Below are 20,192 nucleotides of genomic sequence, written 5' to 3' on the forward strand. Positions count from 1 at the left end.
CAGGCGGATTTCTCTGCATGGCAGAGAAATCCGCCTGTTTGGCAAAGAGGCCGCAACGACTCTTGAGCTGCTAGTTCTGCTTTTTGGCCCACGCCTCTTTTAATTTTTCGTTTTCATAGTAGCGCATGACGTGCGCAACATAGTCCGGATCGCCGTAGCTTTTCCAGCCTAGTTCCTTCGCTTTTAACTTGGAATATTGCTGAGCGAGCTGCGGCGTAAATTTCCCTCCATGCTGCGACACATAATCGGAAAACCCGGCGCCAAAATTATAGCTCTGCAGGGCGAGGGCGATGTTTCCTTCAGATTTTTTCAGCGTTTTACTGAAGTATCGGGCTCCGGCTTCGATGCTCTGCTGCGGACTGTGAATCGAATTTCTCGGAAGGCCCTGGCTCTCTGAAGACTGCATAATATCAGTCAATCTACCCCTTGTTTCCTGCATGGCGATGGCCATAAGGAGGTCGGTGTCGTTTCTTATCCCGTTCACCTCAGCATATTTTTTGAAAATCGGACGGTATTGCTCAATTTCCTGGCTGATGACCCGATGATCATTGAGAAAGGGCACGTGATCCGCCTGAGGGCTGTACATACTGGAAATAATAAAGAGGACCAAATAAGAAAAACCAACGAAGGCAAGCAGAGACCCGATGAGAACGACCAATTTTTTCATGATTCTAACCTCTGCCCATAATAATCTTGCTAACTATAAAATTCAACGGCTCTCGCATATTTTGGTCCGTCTCTCTGAAAAAACAGGAAGCCCAAAAAAATATTTTTGAACCGAGTGGCTAGCTGGAAAACACAGGCTGTGATTTTCACGCGCCCAAGGGCTCTGCATAAGATGGGGAGTAGTGCAACCGTAATGAGGAAAAGAAGGGATGAAATTCATGTGCGGAATCACAGGATGGATTGATTGGCGCAAGAATCTGCGGGACGAAGAGAAGACGATTGAAAAAATGGCACGGACAATGGAACATCGCGGTCCGGACGATTTAAATACCTGGGTTTCGGATCGGGCGGCGTTTGGTCATGCCCGTCTCGTTGTTGTGGATCCCGAAGGCGGCCGCCAGCCGATGAAGAAAACAGTACGGGAACATGATTATGTTCTCGTCTATAATGGGGAACTTTATAATACTGAAGAAATACGCGCGGATCTGTTGAAAGCCGGCTACACTTTCAGTGGGCATTCGGATACGGAAGTGCTGCTGACTGCCTATATTGAGTGGAAAGAAGAATGCCTCACGCATTTCAACGGCATTTTCGCGTTTGCGGTCTGGGATCAGCGGGAAGAGAAGCTTTTTGCCGCACGTGACCGGTTGGGCGTTAAACCGTTTTTTTACAGCGAAGAGGGGGGACGGCTGCTGTTCGGATCGGAACTCAAAGCGATCCTTGCTCATCCTGATGTGAAAGCCTCCATCGATCGGGAAGGACTTTCCGAAGTCTTCGGACTGGGTCCCTCAAAAACCCCGGGACATGGAATCTATCGTGGCATTAAAGATCTCAGGCCTGCCCACGCTTTCGTTTATACAAAAGACGGCTTGAAAACCTGGCGCTACTGGAATGTGAAAAGCGCGGTTCATACAGACAGTCTGCCGGATACAGTCGCCCATATCCGTTATCTTCTGAAAGATGCGGTGGAACGCCAGCTCTACGCGGATGTTCCGGTAACCACATTCCTCTCCGGAGGGCTTGATTCAAGCGGTATCTCAGCGATTGCTTCAGAATATTTTAAAAAAGAGGGCCGGCCGCCACTTCACACTTATTCCATTGATTACAAGGGCAACGATCAATATTTCCATACAAGCAAATTTCAACCGAACAGCGATGCCCCCTTTATCAGAGAAGTTTCTGAATATCTGGGAACTGTACATCACAATCTCGTGATTGATAACGGCCAGTTGGTAGACTATCTGAAAAAAGCGATTGCCGTGCGTGACATGCCTGGTTATGCCGACGTTGATTCGTCACTGCTTTGGTTCTGCGAAGGAATCCGAGAAGAATATACGGTTGCGCTGTCCGGAGAATGTGCGGATGAGATTTTCGGCGGCTACCCATGGTTTCACAGCCCGGAAACATCGGCAAAAGAGGGTTTTCCGTGGATGCGGTCCACCGAGGCGCGACAGGAGCTGCTCAACGATAAATGGGGAAGCCGCCTGAACCTGAAAGAGTATGCGCTTGCCCGTTTCAATGAGACAGTTGCCGAAACGCCCCGCCTGGAAAGCGAATCGGCGATCGACGCGAAAAGGCGGGAACTGTTCTATCTGAATATGAACTGGTTCATGACTGCGCTGCTGGATCGTAAAGACCGGATGAGCATGGGCGCGAGCCTGGAAGTGCGCGTGCCGTTTGCCGATCACCGGATTGTGCAGTATTTATGGAATGTGCCATGGGAGATGAAAATGCTGGGCGGCCGCGAAAAAGGCATTCTCAGGGCAGCCCTGGAAGGCTATCTACCGTATGATGTACTTTACCGAAAGAAAAGCCCATATCCGAAAACCTATCATCCGAAATACACGGCAGCCGTTTCATCCTGGTTGCAGCAAGTAATTGATAAATCCGATTCTCCACTGCTCGAATTCACAGACAAAGCAAAAATTCAATCGATCATCGATACGCAGGGGGCATCATTCAAAGTGCCATGGTTCGGCCAGCTGATGAGCGGTCCGCAGCTGATCGCCCACCTGGCTATGATCAATGAGTGGCTCGAAAGCTACAATGTGGATATCGTGGAAAATTAAAAAAACAGCAGAAACCGGTTAATTACAACCGGTTTCTGCTGCCTTATTACATATGATTAAAAATAATTCATTCATCTACTCTTAAAGGCTTGATCCAGTTTTGTAAAATCAATGGTTCCAAGCCCCGTGCTCTGGTTGTAAATCGTACCTGGCGTTCCGGTGAAGAACAAGTTGTCATTATCAGTACCTGTCGTATTCAACGGATGGAACGGAGAATCAGATCCCTGTGCAAAGCGATAGATTTGATCATTCCAGAAACCAATCGGCGATTTCTGACCGCTGTTCATCAGGGCCGTCAATCCGGCCAGCTGCGGAGAAACTACACTTGTACCACCATAGGTGACAAACCCGGCATTGGTACCAGGCTGGCCTGGATCAGACATATAAACTTTGTAGCCTGTGTATGGATCAGCGTTTAGTGAAACGTCAGGCAGATTGCGGCCTGTACCGGATCCCGTGACGATTTCCGGAGAAGCAAGTCTTGTGACGGAGCTGAAGTCAGAACTTGGCTGCCACTGTTTTACTGCGGTGTAACTGTTCACACCGGCAACGCCCTTCTGGTAAGCCGGAGTATTGAAGACTGTACTGAAACCGCCGCCGCCTCCGACAAAGTAATAATTCAGCCAGCCGTCCGGAGTGTTCAGTCCGCGTGAGTCAAAATATGGATAAAGGTAATCCCAACTCCAAGCTCTTTCTTTGGTGATGTCGATGTTGACACCGGTTTTCGTTACATAGGACCACGGGAGGGTTGTCCCACCGGCGGCAGTGATATAAGGACTGTCGGCCGGATTGTCGACAGCCAGATTATAGGTGCCTGCATCCCGCGTTGCGTCATATGACCCGGCATCGCCGGCAGAAGCAAACATCGAAATGCCCTGAGAGGCCGCCTGCTCAAACAGCTGATTGAAAACTTGGGCATAGGCCGGGTCTTCAGTTTTATCCGCGACAGCTGCATTGATAATGGTCTCACTCTCACCCCAGCTGACAGAAATTTGCGAAGCTTCGTTTTCATTGATCGCCGATGCAAATGCATCAACAAAACCCGGATCTGTGTTGGAACCGACATACACATTAATGTTTGCCTGAGGAGCAAGGGCACCCGACTGCTCGACGTCCAGTGATGTCTCATCATAGCCGTCAAAACCGGAACCGCCATCCACGGGTTTGACACCTATTCTTCCCGGTTTCGTAGCGATGCCTTCCTCTTTCCAGAATTCGTAAGCATCTTGCGGATTAAAATCAGCCAGTGTGACAATGTCAATTGTCTGTCCCTCGCCGGTATAGCCTTTATCATAAAGCGGTCCGACATTATACTGTTTGATCAGGTCGGATGGATTAAGGTTTAGCGGGCCGGTAGTGCCATCATTCGGTTTGATCTCAACGGGCTGGCGGACCGCACTCGGGGTCATTTTTGAATAATCACTTAAGCCCAGAATAGCCAGAACATGTTTGGCAATATAACGAGGGGCTTTCGGTCCTTTTTTCGTGGCATGGAACGTCTTTCCCTTATATTTTGCCTTCTGGATGTTAACACTGAATGCTTGGTTAAAATCGCCGACCGTACCGCTTGCCGTTACAACCAGGTTATCGGGATATACTTTTGAATCAATATTGAATTTCTTAAGATAAGCTGTCAGGTCGCTGACTGTTTGAGAAGGAGCACCGTATAATTCGCTAAAGTCTTTGACACTTAAATACTTGTGATAGTTGCTGCTGCCTGGCGTTACAGATTGATCAATAAATTTCTGAAGCTGACCCTCGTGACTTGCTTTCAGAATAATATCAACTGTAATCGGTGTACTGTCCGGAAGGTCGCCAAAATAGCTTGCATTGTCAAGAACAGCACTGCCTGTTCCCTGAGAGATGGGATCCAGCTGTGAGTTGCTGCCCGCCGCAGAAGACGCGGCAAAAGCCGGAACAGAGGCGAAGATCAAGAACAATGACAGAATAGCGGATGAAACATATTTCAAAAATTTTTGCACTTCTAACAATCCCCTCTCCTGATTTGTTTATTTCTGTCTTCAATAATGATTAAAAAGTAGTCACCTTCTTTTCGAAAATTTACTGTAGATAAAACTTTTAAAAACATTATTAATCATACATCCTATGAAAACGTTGCGTTAAGCAAAATAAATTCTAATATTCAGAACAAAAAAATGAAAAAATGGGTAATTATTCCTTATTAAAAATAGGAAAAATTACCCTGTAATAACTTTCAATTAAGAGCATTTGATCATATTCATGATGAATTATAGTGAAAAAGGGGATAAAAGATCGTAGAAAAATTATTCTCTGATAAAATAGGACAAAAGTCACTTTTTTCCCCACATCTTTAACGAAGAAGCCGAAATCGATATTTAGGGGTGAATCCATCGAATCATAAGGCCGTATTGTATCTCAAAGAATTGACAGCTTTCAAAATTCGGGATCAACTAATCTTGAATCTGAAAACCGTGAAAGTGTTCCCAAGGTCTGGAATGCCAGCGTACCAAGGCGAAAAGTGCTCGAAACCATTCATCTGCACCCTGGGCCATCCAGACGCCGATCAGACCAAGACCGAAATAGACCCCGAATAAGTAGCTTAGTCCTGCAGCAATCGTCCACATGGAGACGACACCGATAATCACAGGAAAGCGGACATCGCCGGCCGATTTCAGAGATCCCATCAGAACAATATTAATCGCTCTTCCTGGCTCGGAAAGAACATTGACCCAGAGTGTCGGAAGACCAACTGCCAATATCGCGGAGTCGGAAGTAAACAGGCCTAAAATATGGGCACCGAAGAAGGCGATGGCCAGCGCAGCCAGCGAGGACACGCATGTGGCGATCTTGACCGTTCTCATACCGCGGTCATACGCCCGATTCCATTTCTGCCCGCCGATGTAGCGCGCGATTAAAAGCTGTGTTCCTTGAGCAATGGCTACGGTGAACAGAAAACAGAGCATCGTGATATTCAAAATATAGACACGTGCGGTCAGAGCAGCTGTACCGATCATCACGACGATTGCTGTGATGATCAATTGTGACAGCTGATAAGAAAGTCCTTCTCCTGCTGAAGGAATGCCGATCGACAGCAGATCGCGGATATCTTTTCCGTGAACACGGTAGAGATCCTTTAGGCTGAACTTTAACCGGAGTCTTCTCCAAATAAAAAGCAGTAAGGCTGAAACTGCAAAAGCTCTTGCTAGAAACATAGACCAGGAGACACCGGCAACACCGGTTACCGGGAGGTCAAATAATCCATTTGTTGCAATTATATTTCCGGCCACACTGATTATATCCATGATAACGGTTACAATCATGGCGTCTTTCGTAAACCCGTGGCTGCGCATAATGGCGCTCAGTGCCTGGGACAGAGATTCAAGAAACAATGATGCACCGCAAATCCGGATAAACAAAAGGCCGTCTTGAAAGATTTGTCCATGAATATTGAATAGGATCAGAAAATGACGCCCGAAAAAGAAGACAATGAACGACACTATAAGCCCAAACCAGAAATTCATAAAAAAAACTGAATGGGCAATTTTTTCCGCGTGTTTCAATTTTTTTGCACCGAGGTTCTGGCCAATCAGGATGGTTGCACCAATCGATGAGATATTGAAAACGAGAATAAACAGATTAATAATTTGATTGGCAACCCCGACTCCCGCGGCTGCGGAATCTGAGTAGCGGCCAAGCATTAAAGTCGCGATGATGCCCATTGAAATATGAAGACTGGTTTCAATAAAAATAGGCCAAGTGATGTTCAACAGAGTTTGTTCCTGATAAAAATCAGACTTATTTTTCAAGGAAGATCTGAAGCGGGCCGGAAATTTCGAACAAGCTAGCGTAAAATGTCTGATTATTCACCTTTCAACAGCCGGCAACAGGTTTTTCACCTCGGTTGACATTGGAATGTTTTTATGGATAGCGCTTACATTTGGCGCTCAGCACTATGCATTTTACTGCATTGGAAACTAAAAAACAATGATTGCGTGCAGCTGAGTTTCAAAATTGAATCGTCTTAAATCCGGTTTGGTTATTTTGAAAATGCAGTCGCGTTTGATATCAGTTAAAAAAAAGAATGTTATAATACAATCAAATTTAGGCAAAGGGGAGCGATGATTTATGGCTACGCTTTCAGATGTTGCTAAAAAAGCGGTTGTCTCAAAAATGACTGTCTCCCGAGTGATTAATCATCCGGAAAAAGTTTCTGAGGAATTAAAAAATCTTGTCTATTCAGCAATGAAAGAACTGAACTATGTGCCGAATTTTGCAGCCCGCGCACTCGTGCAGAACAGGACGCAGGTAATCAAACTGCTTATTCTTGAGGAAATGGATACAACCGAACCCTATTATATGAATCTGTTATCCGGGATTGCTATAGAGCTGGATAAACATCATTATGCCCTGCAACTTGTGACCAGAAATTCACGCAATGTTGGTGATTGCGACGGAGTGATTGTGACCGGCATGCGTGAAAGTGATTATGAGCATATCATCGACAAGCTGGGGCAGCCGGTTGTTTTGTTTGGACAGAACACCAGAGGGTACGATTTTGTTGATGTCGATAATGAAAAGGGGATGCGGCTGACGACGCAGCATGTCATTAATCTTGGGCTGAAAAAAATCCTCTTTTTTGGCATCGATCTCAATGAGCCTTTTATGCATACAAGAGTTAAAGGTTATGAAAAAACGATGTACGATCATCATCTGCAGCCGCATCTTTTCTTTATGAAGAACAGTTCACATGCGGCGCAAAAAGAAACGATCAATCAATTGGCGGATGATCCCGGCAAAATAGCAATCGTTTGTGGCTCCGACAGGCTGGCAGTGGGCGTTGTACGCGCAGCACAGTCGCTTGGCCTTCGTGTTCCGGATGATGTTGCCGTAACAGGATTTGACGGTGTATTTCTTGACCGGATTTCCAATCCAAAACTGACGACAGTTCGGCAGCCCGTCATTGAAATGGGACAGGAATGCGTCAGAATGCTGCTGAAAAAAATTGATTTAGATGGCGGAAGGCTGGGCAGCCATATTTTTCAACCTGAATTGATTGTTCGTGAATCAACGCGACGGTAAAATTTCGAGATAAACAAAAAGGCAGTGGAAGCGTCTTTTGTTGTACGATCATAATGATTTTGTTAACGCTAACATCATGGGTGGTGATTGTTATCTTCGGAAGTGCGTGCTAATTTTAGAAAGTGGAGGGAGGTGGAACGATGGCGACACTATGGTGGCATCGGGCCGTTGTCTATCAGATCTATCCAAAGAGCTTTATGGATACCGATGGAGACGGAGTTGGCGACATTCCCGGAATTATTGAAAAACTCGACTATATAAAATCTCTTGGCGCTAATGTATTGTGGCTCAATCCAATTTTTAAATCACCGCAGATAGACAATGGCTATGATGTCAGTGATTACTATGCGATTGGCCCTGAATTCGGAAGGCTGTCTGATATCGAGAAGCTGATTTCAGAGGCGAAAAAACGCGGGCTTAGAATCATTCTCGATCTTGTCGTCAATCATACGTCCGATCAGCACTACTGGTTTCAGGAAGCACGAAAAGGCAGGAATAATCCGTACAGGAATTTCTACATCTGGCGTGACGGGCACGGGGGGAAAGAACCAAACAATTGGGCTTCCTTCTTCGGAGGGAGCGTGTGGACTTATGATCCGGGGACTGATCAGTACTATTTTCATTTGTTTGATAAAAAAATGCCTGATCTTAATTGGGAGCATCCTGAAGTCCGAAGACAAATCTATGCGATGGCCAAGTTCTGGAGAGACAAAGGCATCGACGGATTTCGACTGGATGCTATTATCCATCTTGCGAAGGATATGAGGTTTCATGATTTTGAAAACGGTGACACAGCGGAAGGCTTTGCCATTGCTGAACCATGCTACGCGAATCTGCCGCGTGTACATGATTTTATTCATGAATTTAACCGTGTCCTGAAATCTGGCCACACCGATTTCCTGCTCGTGGGTGAAGCAGCTTCGGCAGATGTGGCATTGGCGGAAAAGTATTCAGATCCTGGGCGGGAAGAATGCGATTGTATCATCACATTCAGGCATCTGGATACCGAAGTTGTTGATGAAGATCCGAGACTTCCAAGGGGATGGCAGAAAGAAAAACTGAATTTCCGAACTTTCAAAAAAACCATGGAAGAGTGGCAGCGTCAGTTGTTCGGAAAGGGGTGGAGCGCACTTTACTGGAACAATCACGATATGCCCCGTCTTCTGTCGCGGTTCGGCAATGAAGGAAAATATCGGTGGGAAAGCGCTAAAATGCTGGCGACGCTCATGTATTTGCAGTGGGGGATGCCTTTCATTTTACAAGGCGAAGAGATTGGTATGATTAATCTGAAAATGCAACATATCCGTGACTATGATGAACCCGGTCTGGCGGCATTTACGGAACAGGCACAGAAACTTGGTTACAGCAACGCTGAGATCCTGAAAATGGTTCAGGCACGTTCAAAAAACACGTCGCGTGGTGCCATGCAATGGAATGATGCAGCTTATGGCGGTTTTTCTGAGGCCAAACCATGGCTGGGCATAAATGATGACTATCGGACCGTTAATGTTGCCATGCAGGAAGGCAATACAGAATCAGTCCTGAATTACTACCGGGCATTATTCAGAATCCGGAACAGGGAAGTGGTTTTTACAGAAGGTTCCTGCCAGCTTCTCGATACGGACAACGATGCTCTCTATACTTATCGACGTGAATACAACGAAGATGCGGCCCTGGTCATCTGCAATCTGACGAATCAATCACAGGATTTCCATTATCCGGGTCTGTCCTCATGGACGTGCCTCCTGAGTAACAGTGGAAATTGCGACTTCTCGGGCGAGGACATGACACTCGTACCCTATGGTTGCTATGTTTTGAAAAAAGAGATTTAGATGCTGGAGGAATGCCAGATGGAAAAATCAGCCGTGTATCATCAACCGTGCAGTGTTTATGCTTACCCGTACGACAACGATACGCTGCACATTAAAATCCGGACTAAAAAGAATGATGTTCGCTGTGTTTCAATGATCTATGGGGATCCTTTTGAAGCCGTTCAGGATACAAACGGCAAGTATGAATGGATCAGTACCAAAACGGAAATGGAAAAAATAGTCCAGACGGACCTGCACGATTACTGGTTTGCAGCAATCAAGCCACCTTTTCACCGACTGCAATACGGTTTTATATTGACGGGGAATGACGGCGACACCGCATTTTACGGCGATCGCGGATTCTTGTCGGCCGATAGGCAGGCAGAGACTCAACCGGATAATTTTTTCAAATTTCCTTTTATTCACGAAACTGACCGATTTAAAGCGCCTGACTGGGTAAAGTCCACCGTCTGGTATCAGATTTTTCCTGAGCGTTTTGCGAACGGCAATCCGTCTCTCTCACCGGAAAATGTACTGCCTTGGGGCAGCAAAGATCCTGGAAGAGAAGATTTTTTTGGCGGGGATCTTCAGGGGATTATCGATCATCTCGACTATCTTCAGAATCTGGGAATCGGTGGCATTTACCTGAACCCGATTTTTGCCGCGCCAACCAACCATAAATATGACACTTTAGACTATTTTTCAATCGATCCGCATTTTGGCGACAAAGAGACGTTCCGGAGGCTTGTGCAGGAGGCGCATAAAAGAGGCATCCGGATCATGCTGGATGCTGTTTTTAACCATATTGGCAGCACATCGGAACAGTGGCGGGATGTCGTGAAAAATGAAGAAAATTCAAGATACAGAGATTGGTTCCATATTCGTTCCTTCCCTGTCAGAGAAAGCGAAAACGGAAACTTTGAAGGGAAAACAACGCTGTCGTTTGATACATTTGCCTTCACGCCAAAAATGCCGAAGTTGAATACGGCAAATCCGGAAGTTCAAAATTATCTCCTGGATATCGCAACATACTGGATCAGGACATTTGATATTGACGGCTGGCGTCTTGACGTTGCCAATGAAGTGGATCACGCATTCTGGAAGAAATTTCATCAGGCGGTGATTGCCGCAAAAAGCGATTGCTACATTGTCGGAGAAATCTGGCATAATGCATGGAACTGGCTGCAGGGCGACGAGTTTCATAGTGTCATGAATTATCCGCTCACACAATCCATTATTGACTTTTTCATTGAAGATAAAATAACGGCTGCTCAGACAGTCAGCACGGTCAATGAGCATTTTATGAAGTACATGCAACAGGCTAACGAAGTATCTTTCAATTTGCTTGACAGTCATGATACCGCCCGGATCCTGACGAAAGCTAAGGGTGACAAACAGAAAGTAAAACAGGCTCTGGCATTTCTGTTCGCTCAGACAGGCTCACCGTGTATTTATTATGGCACCGAAATCGGCATGGCCGGCGGGAACGATCCGCTATGCCGCAAATGTATGATCTGGGATGAGGACAAGCAGGACGCGGATATGCTCGCGTTCACAAAAAAGCTGATCAGCTTGAGGAAAAAGTTTCAAACCGTCATGATTTATGGAACACTTGACTGGCTGATTGTCAATGATCAGAAGAATCTTCTATGCTTTCGCAAAAAGTATAACGGCCATGCACTGATTTTTATCTTTAATCACGGTTCGGAGAATCAAAACGTTATTCTGAGCGATTACAGGCTCACTATGGTCAACGCCTGGAACGGGGAAGAATTTGCGTCAGGCACTGTTCCTGTACCCGCACAGCAGTTTACGATATTGGAAACAGAGATGTAATATAACAGGCTGAAATTGTGTTAGCGATAACATCACAAAAATAATTGAAAACGTTTTCAAAACGATCTTATAATACGTTTGTAAGCATAAAAGGGGAGGCTAGACAATGAGACGATTAAGAAAAGCGATTTCGGCATTAGTTGTATTCGGATTAGTGATGACACTTGCAGCCTGCGGTTCCAGCGGAAACTCCAGCGGCAGTACGACCGGAAAACAAGTACTGACGGTTTCTGTTGATTCTTCCAATGCTGCGTATGCCAATTTCGTAAACAGCGTCAAAGGCGCGTTTGAAAAAGCGAATAACGCGACTGTAAAAGTTGTTAAGAAACCGATGTTTGATCAGCTGACTGCACTGACCCTCGACGGCCCCGCCGGTAAAGCGCCGGATGTTATGCTCGCTCCTTATGACCGGGTCGGGGCGCTGGGCCAGCAGGGTCAGCTGCTTGAGGTCGATAAAAGCATGCTGAACTTCCTGAATCAGAAAGGCCAGCAGCAGGTGAAGGTCGGCAAAAAGTATTACGGTGTTCCCCTGACTGTTGAAGCGCTTGTTCTCTTTTACAACAAAGATCTGGTAAAAAAAGCACCGGCGACTTTCAAAGATCTGGAAGCTCTTGCGAAGGATAAACGATTTGCGTTCAATACAGAACCTGGAAAAAATACCGGATTTCTGGTTAAGTGGACAGATTTTTACTATGCATTTGGTCTGTATGCGGGATACGGCGGCTATGTGTTTGGTAATAACAATACAAACTCTAAGGATATCGGGCTGAACAATGCAGGCTCAATTAGTGCGGTGACGTACGCAACCCATTGGTTCAAAGACATTTGGCCTAAAGGCATGCAGGATGTTAAAGCTTCAGGAAATTTTGTGACGAATGAATTTGTAAAGGACAAGGCAGGGGCGGTCATTGACGGACCATGGCAGGCTGCAGTTTATAAGCAGTCCAAGATTAATTATGGCGTTGCCAAGATCCCTACACTTCCAAACGGTAAAGAGTACGCACCATTTGCAGGCGGTAAAGCTTGGGTGGCATCCGCTTATACAAAAAATCCGGGCTTGGCAAAAAAATGGCTGTCTTATGTGACCAATGCTGCAAATTCTTATAAATTCTATCAAGATTCCAATGAAATTCCGATTAATCCGCAGGCACAGGCTCGAGTGGAAAATTCGAATGATTTGCTTGCAAAAGCTGTCATTAAACAATATGACTCTTCCATACCTATGCCTTCCATTCCGGAAATGGCAGAGGTATGGACAACAATGGAACCGGCGATGTTCAATGCAGCCTCGGGAAAGAAGACACCGAAACAGACGCTTGACGATGCAGTATCAACGCTCCACCAAACAATTGCTCAAAAATACAACGGTAAATAATATTCGGTCAGAATGAAATGAGGGGAACAACATGAAAGATAAGCAGAATAAGAAAAGTGTCAGAAAAGCAGGATTGTTGTCCCTCATTCCCGGTCTTGGGCAGCTCTATAATGGGCAATTACTGAAGGGGATCTTGTTTCTCCTGCTCACGATTGCTTTCCTTCTTGAGCTTGTGACCGTCGGGATACCTGCTTTTCAAGGTTTTATTACACTGGGAACGGTTCCAATCCGGGATCATTCCCTTTTCTTAATGGTAGAAGGAACCCTGCAGATCATTGTTACATTCATATTTTTTATGCTTATGCTGTTTAGCATCAGTGATGCCAGACAGGTGGCTAAGCTTTGGAATGCTTCAAAAACGGTGAATACAAGTATTCCTTCAATGCTGAAAAATGTCTGGGATAAAGGATTCCCTTATCTGTTAACCTTTCCGGCTTATATTATTATGATCTTTGTCATTGTTTTTCCGGTACTGGTCACACTGTTTATGGCTTTCACAAACTATGATTTTTACCATATTCCTCCGGCTAGGCTGATTAACTGGGTCGGATTACAAAACTTTTTCAATATGTTTTTTTTAAGTTCCTATCGGTCGACTTTTGTGACAGTGCTTGGCTGGACTATTATCTGGACCATCATGGCAACAACTTGCCAGATCGTGCTGGGTATTATTACGGCTGTTGTTTCCAATCAAGACTTCATTGTTGGAAAAAGGATTTTCCGTATTATCTTTCTGCTGCCCTGGGCCGTTCCGGCATTTGTTACGATCATGAGCTTTTCCAATATTTTTAATGACAGTATCGGTGCGATAAACCAGCAAGTCCTAGCTTTTCTAAATTATATTCCACTCCTTCATTTTCAGGAAATCCCATGGAAAACCGATCCGTTCTGGACGAAAACCGCACTGATTATGATTCAGACATGGCTTGGTTTCCCGTATATTTTTGTGATGGTTACAGGAGTCCTGCAGTCCATACCTCATGATTTGTATGAAGCGGCGGATATGGATGGCGCAAACTTCCTGCAGAAGTTTACTAGAATTACGCTGCCGATGATTTTGTTTGCCACAGCACCGGTTTTCATTACGCAGTACACGTTTAATTTTAACAATTTTTCGATCATCTATTTGTTCAATTCCGGAGGGCCCGGGGATGTTGGTGGCGGAGCAGGATCCACTGATATACTAATTTCCTGGATTTATAAGCTGACAACAGGCACATCTCCGGAATACTCACTGGCTTCGGCAGTAACCATTGTTATATCTATCATCGTGATTGGCGTCTCACTACTGGCATTCAAGAAAACAAACGCTTTCGGTAATGAGGGGATGATGTGAGATGAGAAGACATGTCAGAAGCCAGAGAGTAAACAAGCTTTTCAGCCGGTTCTTTACTTATTTGTTTCTAATTCTTCTCAGCATTATTATTTTGTATCCGTTATTGATTACAGCGGAATCCGCGTTTAATGCTACCAGTCTTGCCGCGTTTACGTTGGATTGGCACATACACTGGACTTTGGCTAATTTTAATCAGCTTTTCACTCAGACACTTTATCTGACCTGGTTTAAAAATACAATGATCATCGCAATTTTTACGATGATTCTTCAAGTGATCATTGTTACGCTCGCAGGTTACACATATAGCCGCTATCGGTTCAAAGGACGCAAAAACGGCCTGATCTTCTTCCTCATTATTCAGATGGTTCCGACGATGGCCGCTTTAACGGCGTTCTTTGTTCTTGGATTAATCATCAATGGGCTGGATCAATATTGGTATTTGACTTTGATCTATGTCGGTGGGGGAATCCCAATGAATACATGGCTGATGAAAGGTTATTTTGACACCATCCCCCGTGATCTGGATGAATCGGCAAGAATTGACGGTGCCGGGCATCTGCGTATTCTTTGCCAGATCAATCTGCCGCTTGCTATGCCGATGATCGCCGTTCAGGCGCTGTGGGCTTTCATGGGACCGTTTGGAGATTTCCTGCTGGCTGCGTTCCTGCTGCGCACACCATCGAACCTGACTGTTGCAGTCGGTCTGCAACAGTTTATCTCGAACCCAACCAGTCAAAATGTATCATTGTTTGCCGCCGGATCTTTCTTAATATCGGTACCGATTGTGATCCTGTTTTTTTTCCTGCAGCGTTTTTTCCAAAGCGGGCTCACAGCTGGCGGTACAAAAGGTTAAAGGCAAATGTTCTGGCCCACGCTGTCAAATTAAGGCTGGCCGTTCAATGAGTGATATAGTTTTAAATATGGGATGTGACATTGATGAACTCAGGAACAAATCGTTTTCCAATCAATTATTTTGCCAATATGTTCAAACCGAAACAAATCTTCGTCCAAAGGAATGCTTTTAATTGGTGGAAACTGGCTTTCCTGTTTGTTTTCATCAGTGCATGTCTCATGATGCCGCTCACTTTGCAACTTTATACGATAAAAACAATACCAGTTTCAATTCTGGCACCTTCTATGAGTAAAATGATGAATCAGGATTTTACAGCACAATTGCAGCATTGTTCTATAGCCGATGGGATTTTGCATGGTACTTCTTACCAGCAGGAAAACGGTAGAAATCTGCTGGCAATTGACCCCGGAAACAAATGGAGAGTATCCGGTTCGACGTATCACCGGTCGATACGTCACTTTGACAATGCACTTGTCTTTCAAAAAAAACAACTGATCATCAGCGATCAAAACGGATTTGGTTTTACTGTTCTTTATCCGAAAGAAACAAACTTCCTGTTTGACGGCGGAAAGATCAACATGGGTAATCAGATTGGTCAGCTCTGGGTCAGACAATATAAGGCGGATTTCTTTGGGGCTATTTCATTGCTTAGTTTTGCCGGTCTGCTCATCTCCAGCATGCTTCTGATGGGTACCATGACTTTTATTTTATGGCTGACAAAGCGGTCGAAAATGTCGGATATCCATTCTTTCAGGGAGAGCGCGTCAATTATTATGATGTCTGCCGGCCTTCCTTCAATAGCAGCACTGATTGTTTCGCTGATCGCTTTTAATTTTGGGACAATGATGATGATCCAATCATTTGGTCTCGTTTTAATGATTGCATTCGTATTCTGGAAAACACGCTTTCAGGATGAACGGGACGTGAGAAATAAAAAAATGGCACTTGCGGGCAGTAGGAGATGAGAAATAAATGGCACAAACGCGACTATTCAAAGTTGAACCATGGAAGCTGGAAACCCACGAGCTTCACAGGGAAAAAATGAGGCTGCAGGAGAGCCTGGCTTCTCTAAGTAACGGCTACATGGGTATGCGTGGTAATTTTGAGGAAACGTATTCCGGCGACCACCATCAGGGGACCTACATCGCCGGTATCTGGTATCCGGATAAAACACGGGTCGGTTGGTGGAAAAACGGTTATCCGAAATATTTTGGAAAAGTGATTAATGCCATGAATATTATCGGAATAAAGCTTTTTCTGGACGGGGAAGAAGTCGATTTATTTAAAGATAAGATTGAAGACTTTTATCTTGAGCTGAATATGCGCACCGGGATATTGAAACATTCGTATACCGCTGATAAAAATGGCAAGAAGGTCGGAATTGACGTCGAACGTTTTCTGAGCATTGTCAATAAAGAGATCTGTGCGATCCGTTTCCGGGTCACGGGAATTTCGGGGGATACGGCTGTGCGGATGATTCCCTTCCTTGATGGTGACGTGCGCAATGAAGATGCCAATTATGAGGAAATGTTCTGGACTGAAGTCGGAAAATATTCTGACAAACAGCGTTCCGGCCTGACCGTCCGAACGATTGACAATGCATTTGGGACGCCTGTTTTCGCCATTTCCGCCTCGATGGGGGTCCAGTCCGGACAAAGCCTCTCTATCTCCGCAGATCAAAAAAAGTTATATGTGGCCCAGTCCTGTGATTTCTTTGTCGAAGCAGAAAAATCCGTCACACTCGACAAACTGATTGCGGTAACCACGAGCAGAGATTATGATTCAGGCCAGCTGGCTGAAAAAGCGAATGAACTGCTGGATCAGGCGCTGACCAGCGGTTTTGACGAATTAAAAAAAGAGCATGCCGGAGCATGGCAAAGACGCTGGAATAAGGCTGATATCGCGATCGAGGGTGACGATGAAGCACAGCAGGGTATCCGTTTCAATCTGTTCCAGCTTTTTTCAACCTATTATGGAGAAGACGCGCGGCTGAACATTGGACCTAAGGGGTTTACCGGTGAAAAATATGGCGGAGCAACTTATTGGGATACGGAGGCCTATGCCGTCCCTATGTATTTGGCAGTAGCGGATCCAATCGTCACAAAGCAGCTGCTCCTCTATCGTTATCATCAGCTGGATGGCGCCTATTTCAATGCCCGCGAGCAGGGACTTAAGGGTGCGCTGTATCCCATGGTCACTTTTACGGGGGTTGAATGCCATAATGAGTGGGAGATCACGTTTGAAGAGATTCATCGCAATGGTGCGATGGCTTATGCCATTTACAATTATGTCAATTATACCGGTGATCAATCCTATATCAATCAATACGGGATTGATGTGCTGGTTGGCATCAGCCGGTTTTGGGCAGATCGTGTTCATTTTTCAAAACGGAAACAGAAGTATATGATTCACGGCGTGACGGGGCCCAATGAATATGAAAACAACGTCAATAACAACTGGTATACGAACACGATGGCTGCCTGGACACTGAGTTATACGATCAGTATTATGGCGCTTGTCAGCAGTGATAAATGTCGGGCGCTGGATCTGTCGCAAACTGAAATCGACCATTGGCAGGACATCGTTGACGGGATGTATTTTCCGTACGAAGAAAAGCTGGGTATTTTTGTCCAGCATGATACCTTTTTGGATAAGGCAATTCATCCTGCTTCCGAAATCCCGGCGAATGAACGGCCGATTAACCAGCACTGGTCCTGGGATAAAATTTTACGTTCTTGTTTTATCAAGCAGGCAGATGTGCTTCAAGGTATCTATTTTTTGAATGACCAGTTTTCCTTCGAAGAAAAAAAACGAAACTTTGAATTTTATGAACCATTGACTGTACATGAATCCAGCCTTTCTCCTTCGGTTCATTCAATTCTGGCTTCTGAACTGAGAAAAAAAGATAAAGCCCTTGAACTGTACAAAAGAACGGCAAGGCTTGATCTTGATAATTATAATAATGATACAAAAGACGGACTGCATATTACTTCGATGACAGGCAGCTGGCTGGCGATCGTTCAAGGATTTGCTGGAATGAGGACTTTTAAAGAAACACTTTCCTTTGCACCCTATTTGCCTAAGGACTGGGAAGCCTACTCATTCAAAGTTAATTATCGGGGACGGCTGATTGAAGTAAGTGTTGATCATGAGAAAGTTGTATTGACTCTATTGTCAGGGCATTCACTGAAAATGAAGCTGTTTGATCAGCCGATTACACTTGAACGGCGTTTTGCATACAGGTTGGTCGATGGCGAAGAGGTGGATAAAAAATGAAAGCCGTCATATTTGATCTGGACGGTGTTATTACCGATACGGCTAAATATCACTTCCAAGCATGGAAAACTCTCGCATCAGCGATCGGCATTCAGATTGATGAAACCTTTAACGAACAGCTGAAAGGCATTAGCAGGATGGACTCTCTGGAACGTATTCTGAAGTTCGGCGGACGGACCACTGACTTCTCAAACGAGGAGAAGAACCGTTTGGCTGAATGCAAGAATGAAGATTATAGAAAATTAATTGCGTCTATGACACCCGATGATGTGCTTCCGGGTATTCAAAAGTTTTTGAGCGAACTGAAAGAAGCGGGGATCAAGATTGGCTTAGCCTCTGCAAGCAAGAATGGCCCCTTTATTCTTGACGCATTGAAAATCACTCATTTTTTTGACACGATTGTGGATCCGGCGAAATTAAAGAAAGGAAAGCCGGATCCTGAAATTTTTGCGACTGCGACAGCACAGCTTAATCTTCAGCCTTACAATTGTGCCGGAATTGAGGATGCTGTTGCCGGGATTCAGTCCATTAATGAGGCGGGGCTTTTTTCTGTCGGGGTCGGTGTGCCTGATGAGGTACACGCAGACTGGCGGATCAATTCTACCGAAGCTTTGACGCTTTCCGGTTTAAAGAAACATTTCAAAAAAAAGATCTAGAAAATATGATGTACTTTTTTATACTACTAAGAAGAAATAAAATTTTAGCAGGTTATAGTATAAGCGCAACTAAGGCTCAGCCTGCGCCTGAGGCTTGGCTTTGCCAAGTTTTTTTTATCTGTGGATAATGAGCATCTTCTTTTTCTTGAGCTCCGGAAGGCGCGGTGGCTTTTGAATGAGTGAATCATGGGATAAATGGAAGAAATGTGCAGTAATTAAAAGGTACTCTGGAGATGTTTTTATATTTGCTGGCGTCTTCTGCAAATATATGAATGAACCGGAGTGCTTTTTCATTTATAATTGAAGCAAAGAAAGATGCAGTATGCCAGAGGAAGTGCATAATGTGAATGTCAAGGAACTGATGCAGCGCTACTCAGGGACGGTTGTGGAGCAAACCCCCTTTCATCCCGCTGAACATATGCTTTATTTTTACCAGGATCCCTATTATATCGGAATCCCTTCCTCTAAGCTTTCAGATCAGGAGCGCCAGCTGCTGAAAATCGTGCTGAGAGAAGAGATTCCACCGCGTTTTTCAAGAAAGTCTGAATTTTGGTTTAACGTATTGGTCAAAGGAAGGCCTGTGGAAAATGAGAGCCCGAAAAGCAAAATCAGAATCATTCAGTTCGAAATGGCTGATGCACTTTCCGGAAGTGATTTAATCGAGTGGCGTTCAGCACTTGCAGCTTTTTTTGAAAAAACGGTATCCTTTATTTATCTTTCTTCGAGAGACGGACTGGTTATTGAAGAAGAAAAATTGATGGAGGAGGAAATGCTTCGTGCGATCGCCAACACACTTGAAAATGATTTTTCAGTTAAAACTTATTTTCAAATCGGCCTTCGCTATCCGCTGTCACCTCTGATCAGAAAAGCTTACCTGGAGGAAGGCAGACTCTTTCGCCAGCATCTTTCCCATAAGGGAGCTCAGGAAGTGACAGGCGTTGAACATCGGTTTTTCTCGCTTCTCAGGCCATTAGTCGGTGAATGGGCAATCCTGGGTGAAATAAGGTCCATGATTGCCAAGGATAAAAGCTGGGTACTCATCATACGTGCCATATGGGAAAATCAGGGCAACGTCAGTATGGCGGCAAAACAGCTCTTCATGCACCGGAACACACTCCAGAACCGTATCGACAAATTTTTTGAAATGACCGGCATCTCCTTGAAAAGGATGGACGGCCTTACAATTGCTTATCTGTCCATGCTGTAAATAAAAAAGAGCTCTGATCCGCTTTTGGCGGAACAGAAATCTCTAA

The 20,192-nt window shown here is 45.0% G+C and carries 14 protein-coding genes; 11 read left to right on the forward strand and 3 right to left on the reverse strand.

All coding sequences use genetic code 11. The features are described from left to right. Positions 1–70: 70 nt before the first annotated feature. Entirely contained in the window at positions 71–667 is a 597-nt protein-coding gene (locus COP04_RS07820) for a lysozyme family protein (RefSeq protein ID WP_100487454.1), read from the reverse strand. Positions 668–884: 217 nt separating this feature from the next. Between COP04_RS07820 and asnB the strand changes: the two genes are divergently transcribed. Continuing rightward, on the forward strand, positions 885–2,735 hold the full coding sequence (gene asnB / locus COP04_RS07825; RefSeq protein ID WP_100487455.1) for an asparagine synthase (glutamine-hydrolyzing): 1,851 nt from the start codon (positions 885–887) through the stop codon (positions 2,733–2,735). A 71-nt stretch (positions 2,736–2,806) separates the two neighbouring features. Here asnB and COP04_RS07830 read toward each other — a convergent pair whose 3' ends face one another. Together COP04_RS07830 and COP04_RS07835 are read right to left on the reverse strand one after the other, a co-directional pair. Further along, complete coding sequence (locus tag COP04_RS07830; protein WP_100489592.1) at positions 2,807–4,717, reverse strand: S53 family peptidase; 1,911 nt, start codon at positions 4,715–4,717, stop codon at positions 2,807–2,809. Between the two features lie 450 nt (positions 4,718–5,167). Continuing rightward, positions 5,168–6,523: an MATE family efflux transporter gene (locus COP04_RS07835; RefSeq protein WP_100487456.1), complete on the reverse strand. Its 1,356-nt coding sequence runs from the start codon at positions 6,521–6,523 to the stop codon at positions 5,168–5,170. 319 nt (positions 6,524–6,842) lie between these two features. Between COP04_RS07835 and COP04_RS07840 the strand changes: the two genes are divergently transcribed. The 10 genes from COP04_RS07840 to COP04_RS07885 all read left to right on the forward strand — a co-directional run bounded on the left by COP04_RS07840 (position 6,843) and on the right by COP04_RS07885 (position 20,146). Beyond that, a complete protein-coding gene (locus COP04_RS07840) occupies positions 6,843–7,796 on the forward strand; it encodes a LacI family DNA-binding transcriptional regulator (protein WP_100487457.1) in 954 nt (317 codons plus the stop codon). A 140-nt stretch (positions 7,797–7,936) separates the two neighbouring features. After that, positions 7,937–9,628: a glycoside hydrolase family 13 protein gene (locus COP04_RS07845; RefSeq protein WP_100487458.1), complete on the forward strand. Its 1,692-nt coding sequence runs from the start codon at positions 7,937–7,939 to the stop codon at positions 9,626–9,628. Positions 9,629–9,646: 18 nt separating this feature from the next. Then, a complete protein-coding gene (locus COP04_RS07850) occupies positions 9,647–11,443 on the forward strand; it encodes a glycoside hydrolase family 13 protein (RefSeq protein WP_100489593.1) in 1,797 nt (598 codons plus the stop codon). A 106-nt stretch (positions 11,444–11,549) separates the two neighbouring features. Further along, complete coding sequence (locus tag COP04_RS07855; protein ID WP_100487459.1) at positions 11,550–12,818, forward strand: extracellular solute-binding protein; 1,269 nt, start codon at positions 11,550–11,552, stop codon at positions 12,816–12,818. A gap of 31 nt (positions 12,819–12,849) precedes the next feature. Continuing rightward, on the forward strand, positions 12,850–14,154 hold the full coding sequence (locus COP04_RS07860) for a carbohydrate ABC transporter permease (RefSeq protein WP_100487460.1): 1,305 nt from the start codon (positions 12,850–12,852) through the stop codon (positions 14,152–14,154). A gap of 1 nt (position 14,155) precedes the next feature. Then, positions 14,156–15,007: a sugar ABC transporter permease gene (locus COP04_RS07865; protein WP_100487461.1), complete on the forward strand. Its 852-nt coding sequence runs from the start codon at positions 14,156–14,158 to the stop codon at positions 15,005–15,007. Positions 15,008–15,090: 83 nt separating this feature from the next. Continuing rightward, entirely contained in the window at positions 15,091–15,972 is an 882-nt protein-coding gene (locus COP04_RS07870) for a DUF1189 domain-containing protein (RefSeq protein WP_100487462.1), read from the forward strand. Between the two features lie 7 nt (positions 15,973–15,979). Beyond that, on the forward strand, positions 15,980–18,283 hold the full coding sequence (locus COP04_RS07875; protein ID WP_100487463.1) for a glycoside hydrolase family 65 protein: 2,304 nt from the start codon (positions 15,980–15,982) through the stop codon (positions 18,281–18,283). After that, positions 18,280–18,939, forward strand: coding sequence for a beta-phosphoglucomutase (gene pgmB, locus COP04_RS07880; RefSeq protein ID WP_100487464.1), 660 nt, complete (start codon positions 18,280–18,282; stop codon positions 18,937–18,939). The genes COP04_RS07875 and pgmB overlap by 4 nt, the downstream gene beginning before the upstream one ends. A gap of 322 nt (positions 18,940–19,261) precedes the next feature. Then, positions 19,262–20,146 (forward strand): helix-turn-helix domain-containing protein, encoded by an 885-nt coding sequence (locus COP04_RS07885; RefSeq protein ID WP_239984806.1) that lies wholly within the window; start codon positions 19,262–19,264, stop codon positions 20,144–20,146. Positions 20,147–20,192 lie beyond the last annotated feature (46 nt).

The organism is Sporolactobacillus pectinivorans (genome assembly GCF_002802965.1).
Classification (GTDB): Bacteria; Bacillota; Bacilli; order Bacillales; family Sporolactobacillaceae; genus Sporolactobacillus; species Sporolactobacillus pectinivorans.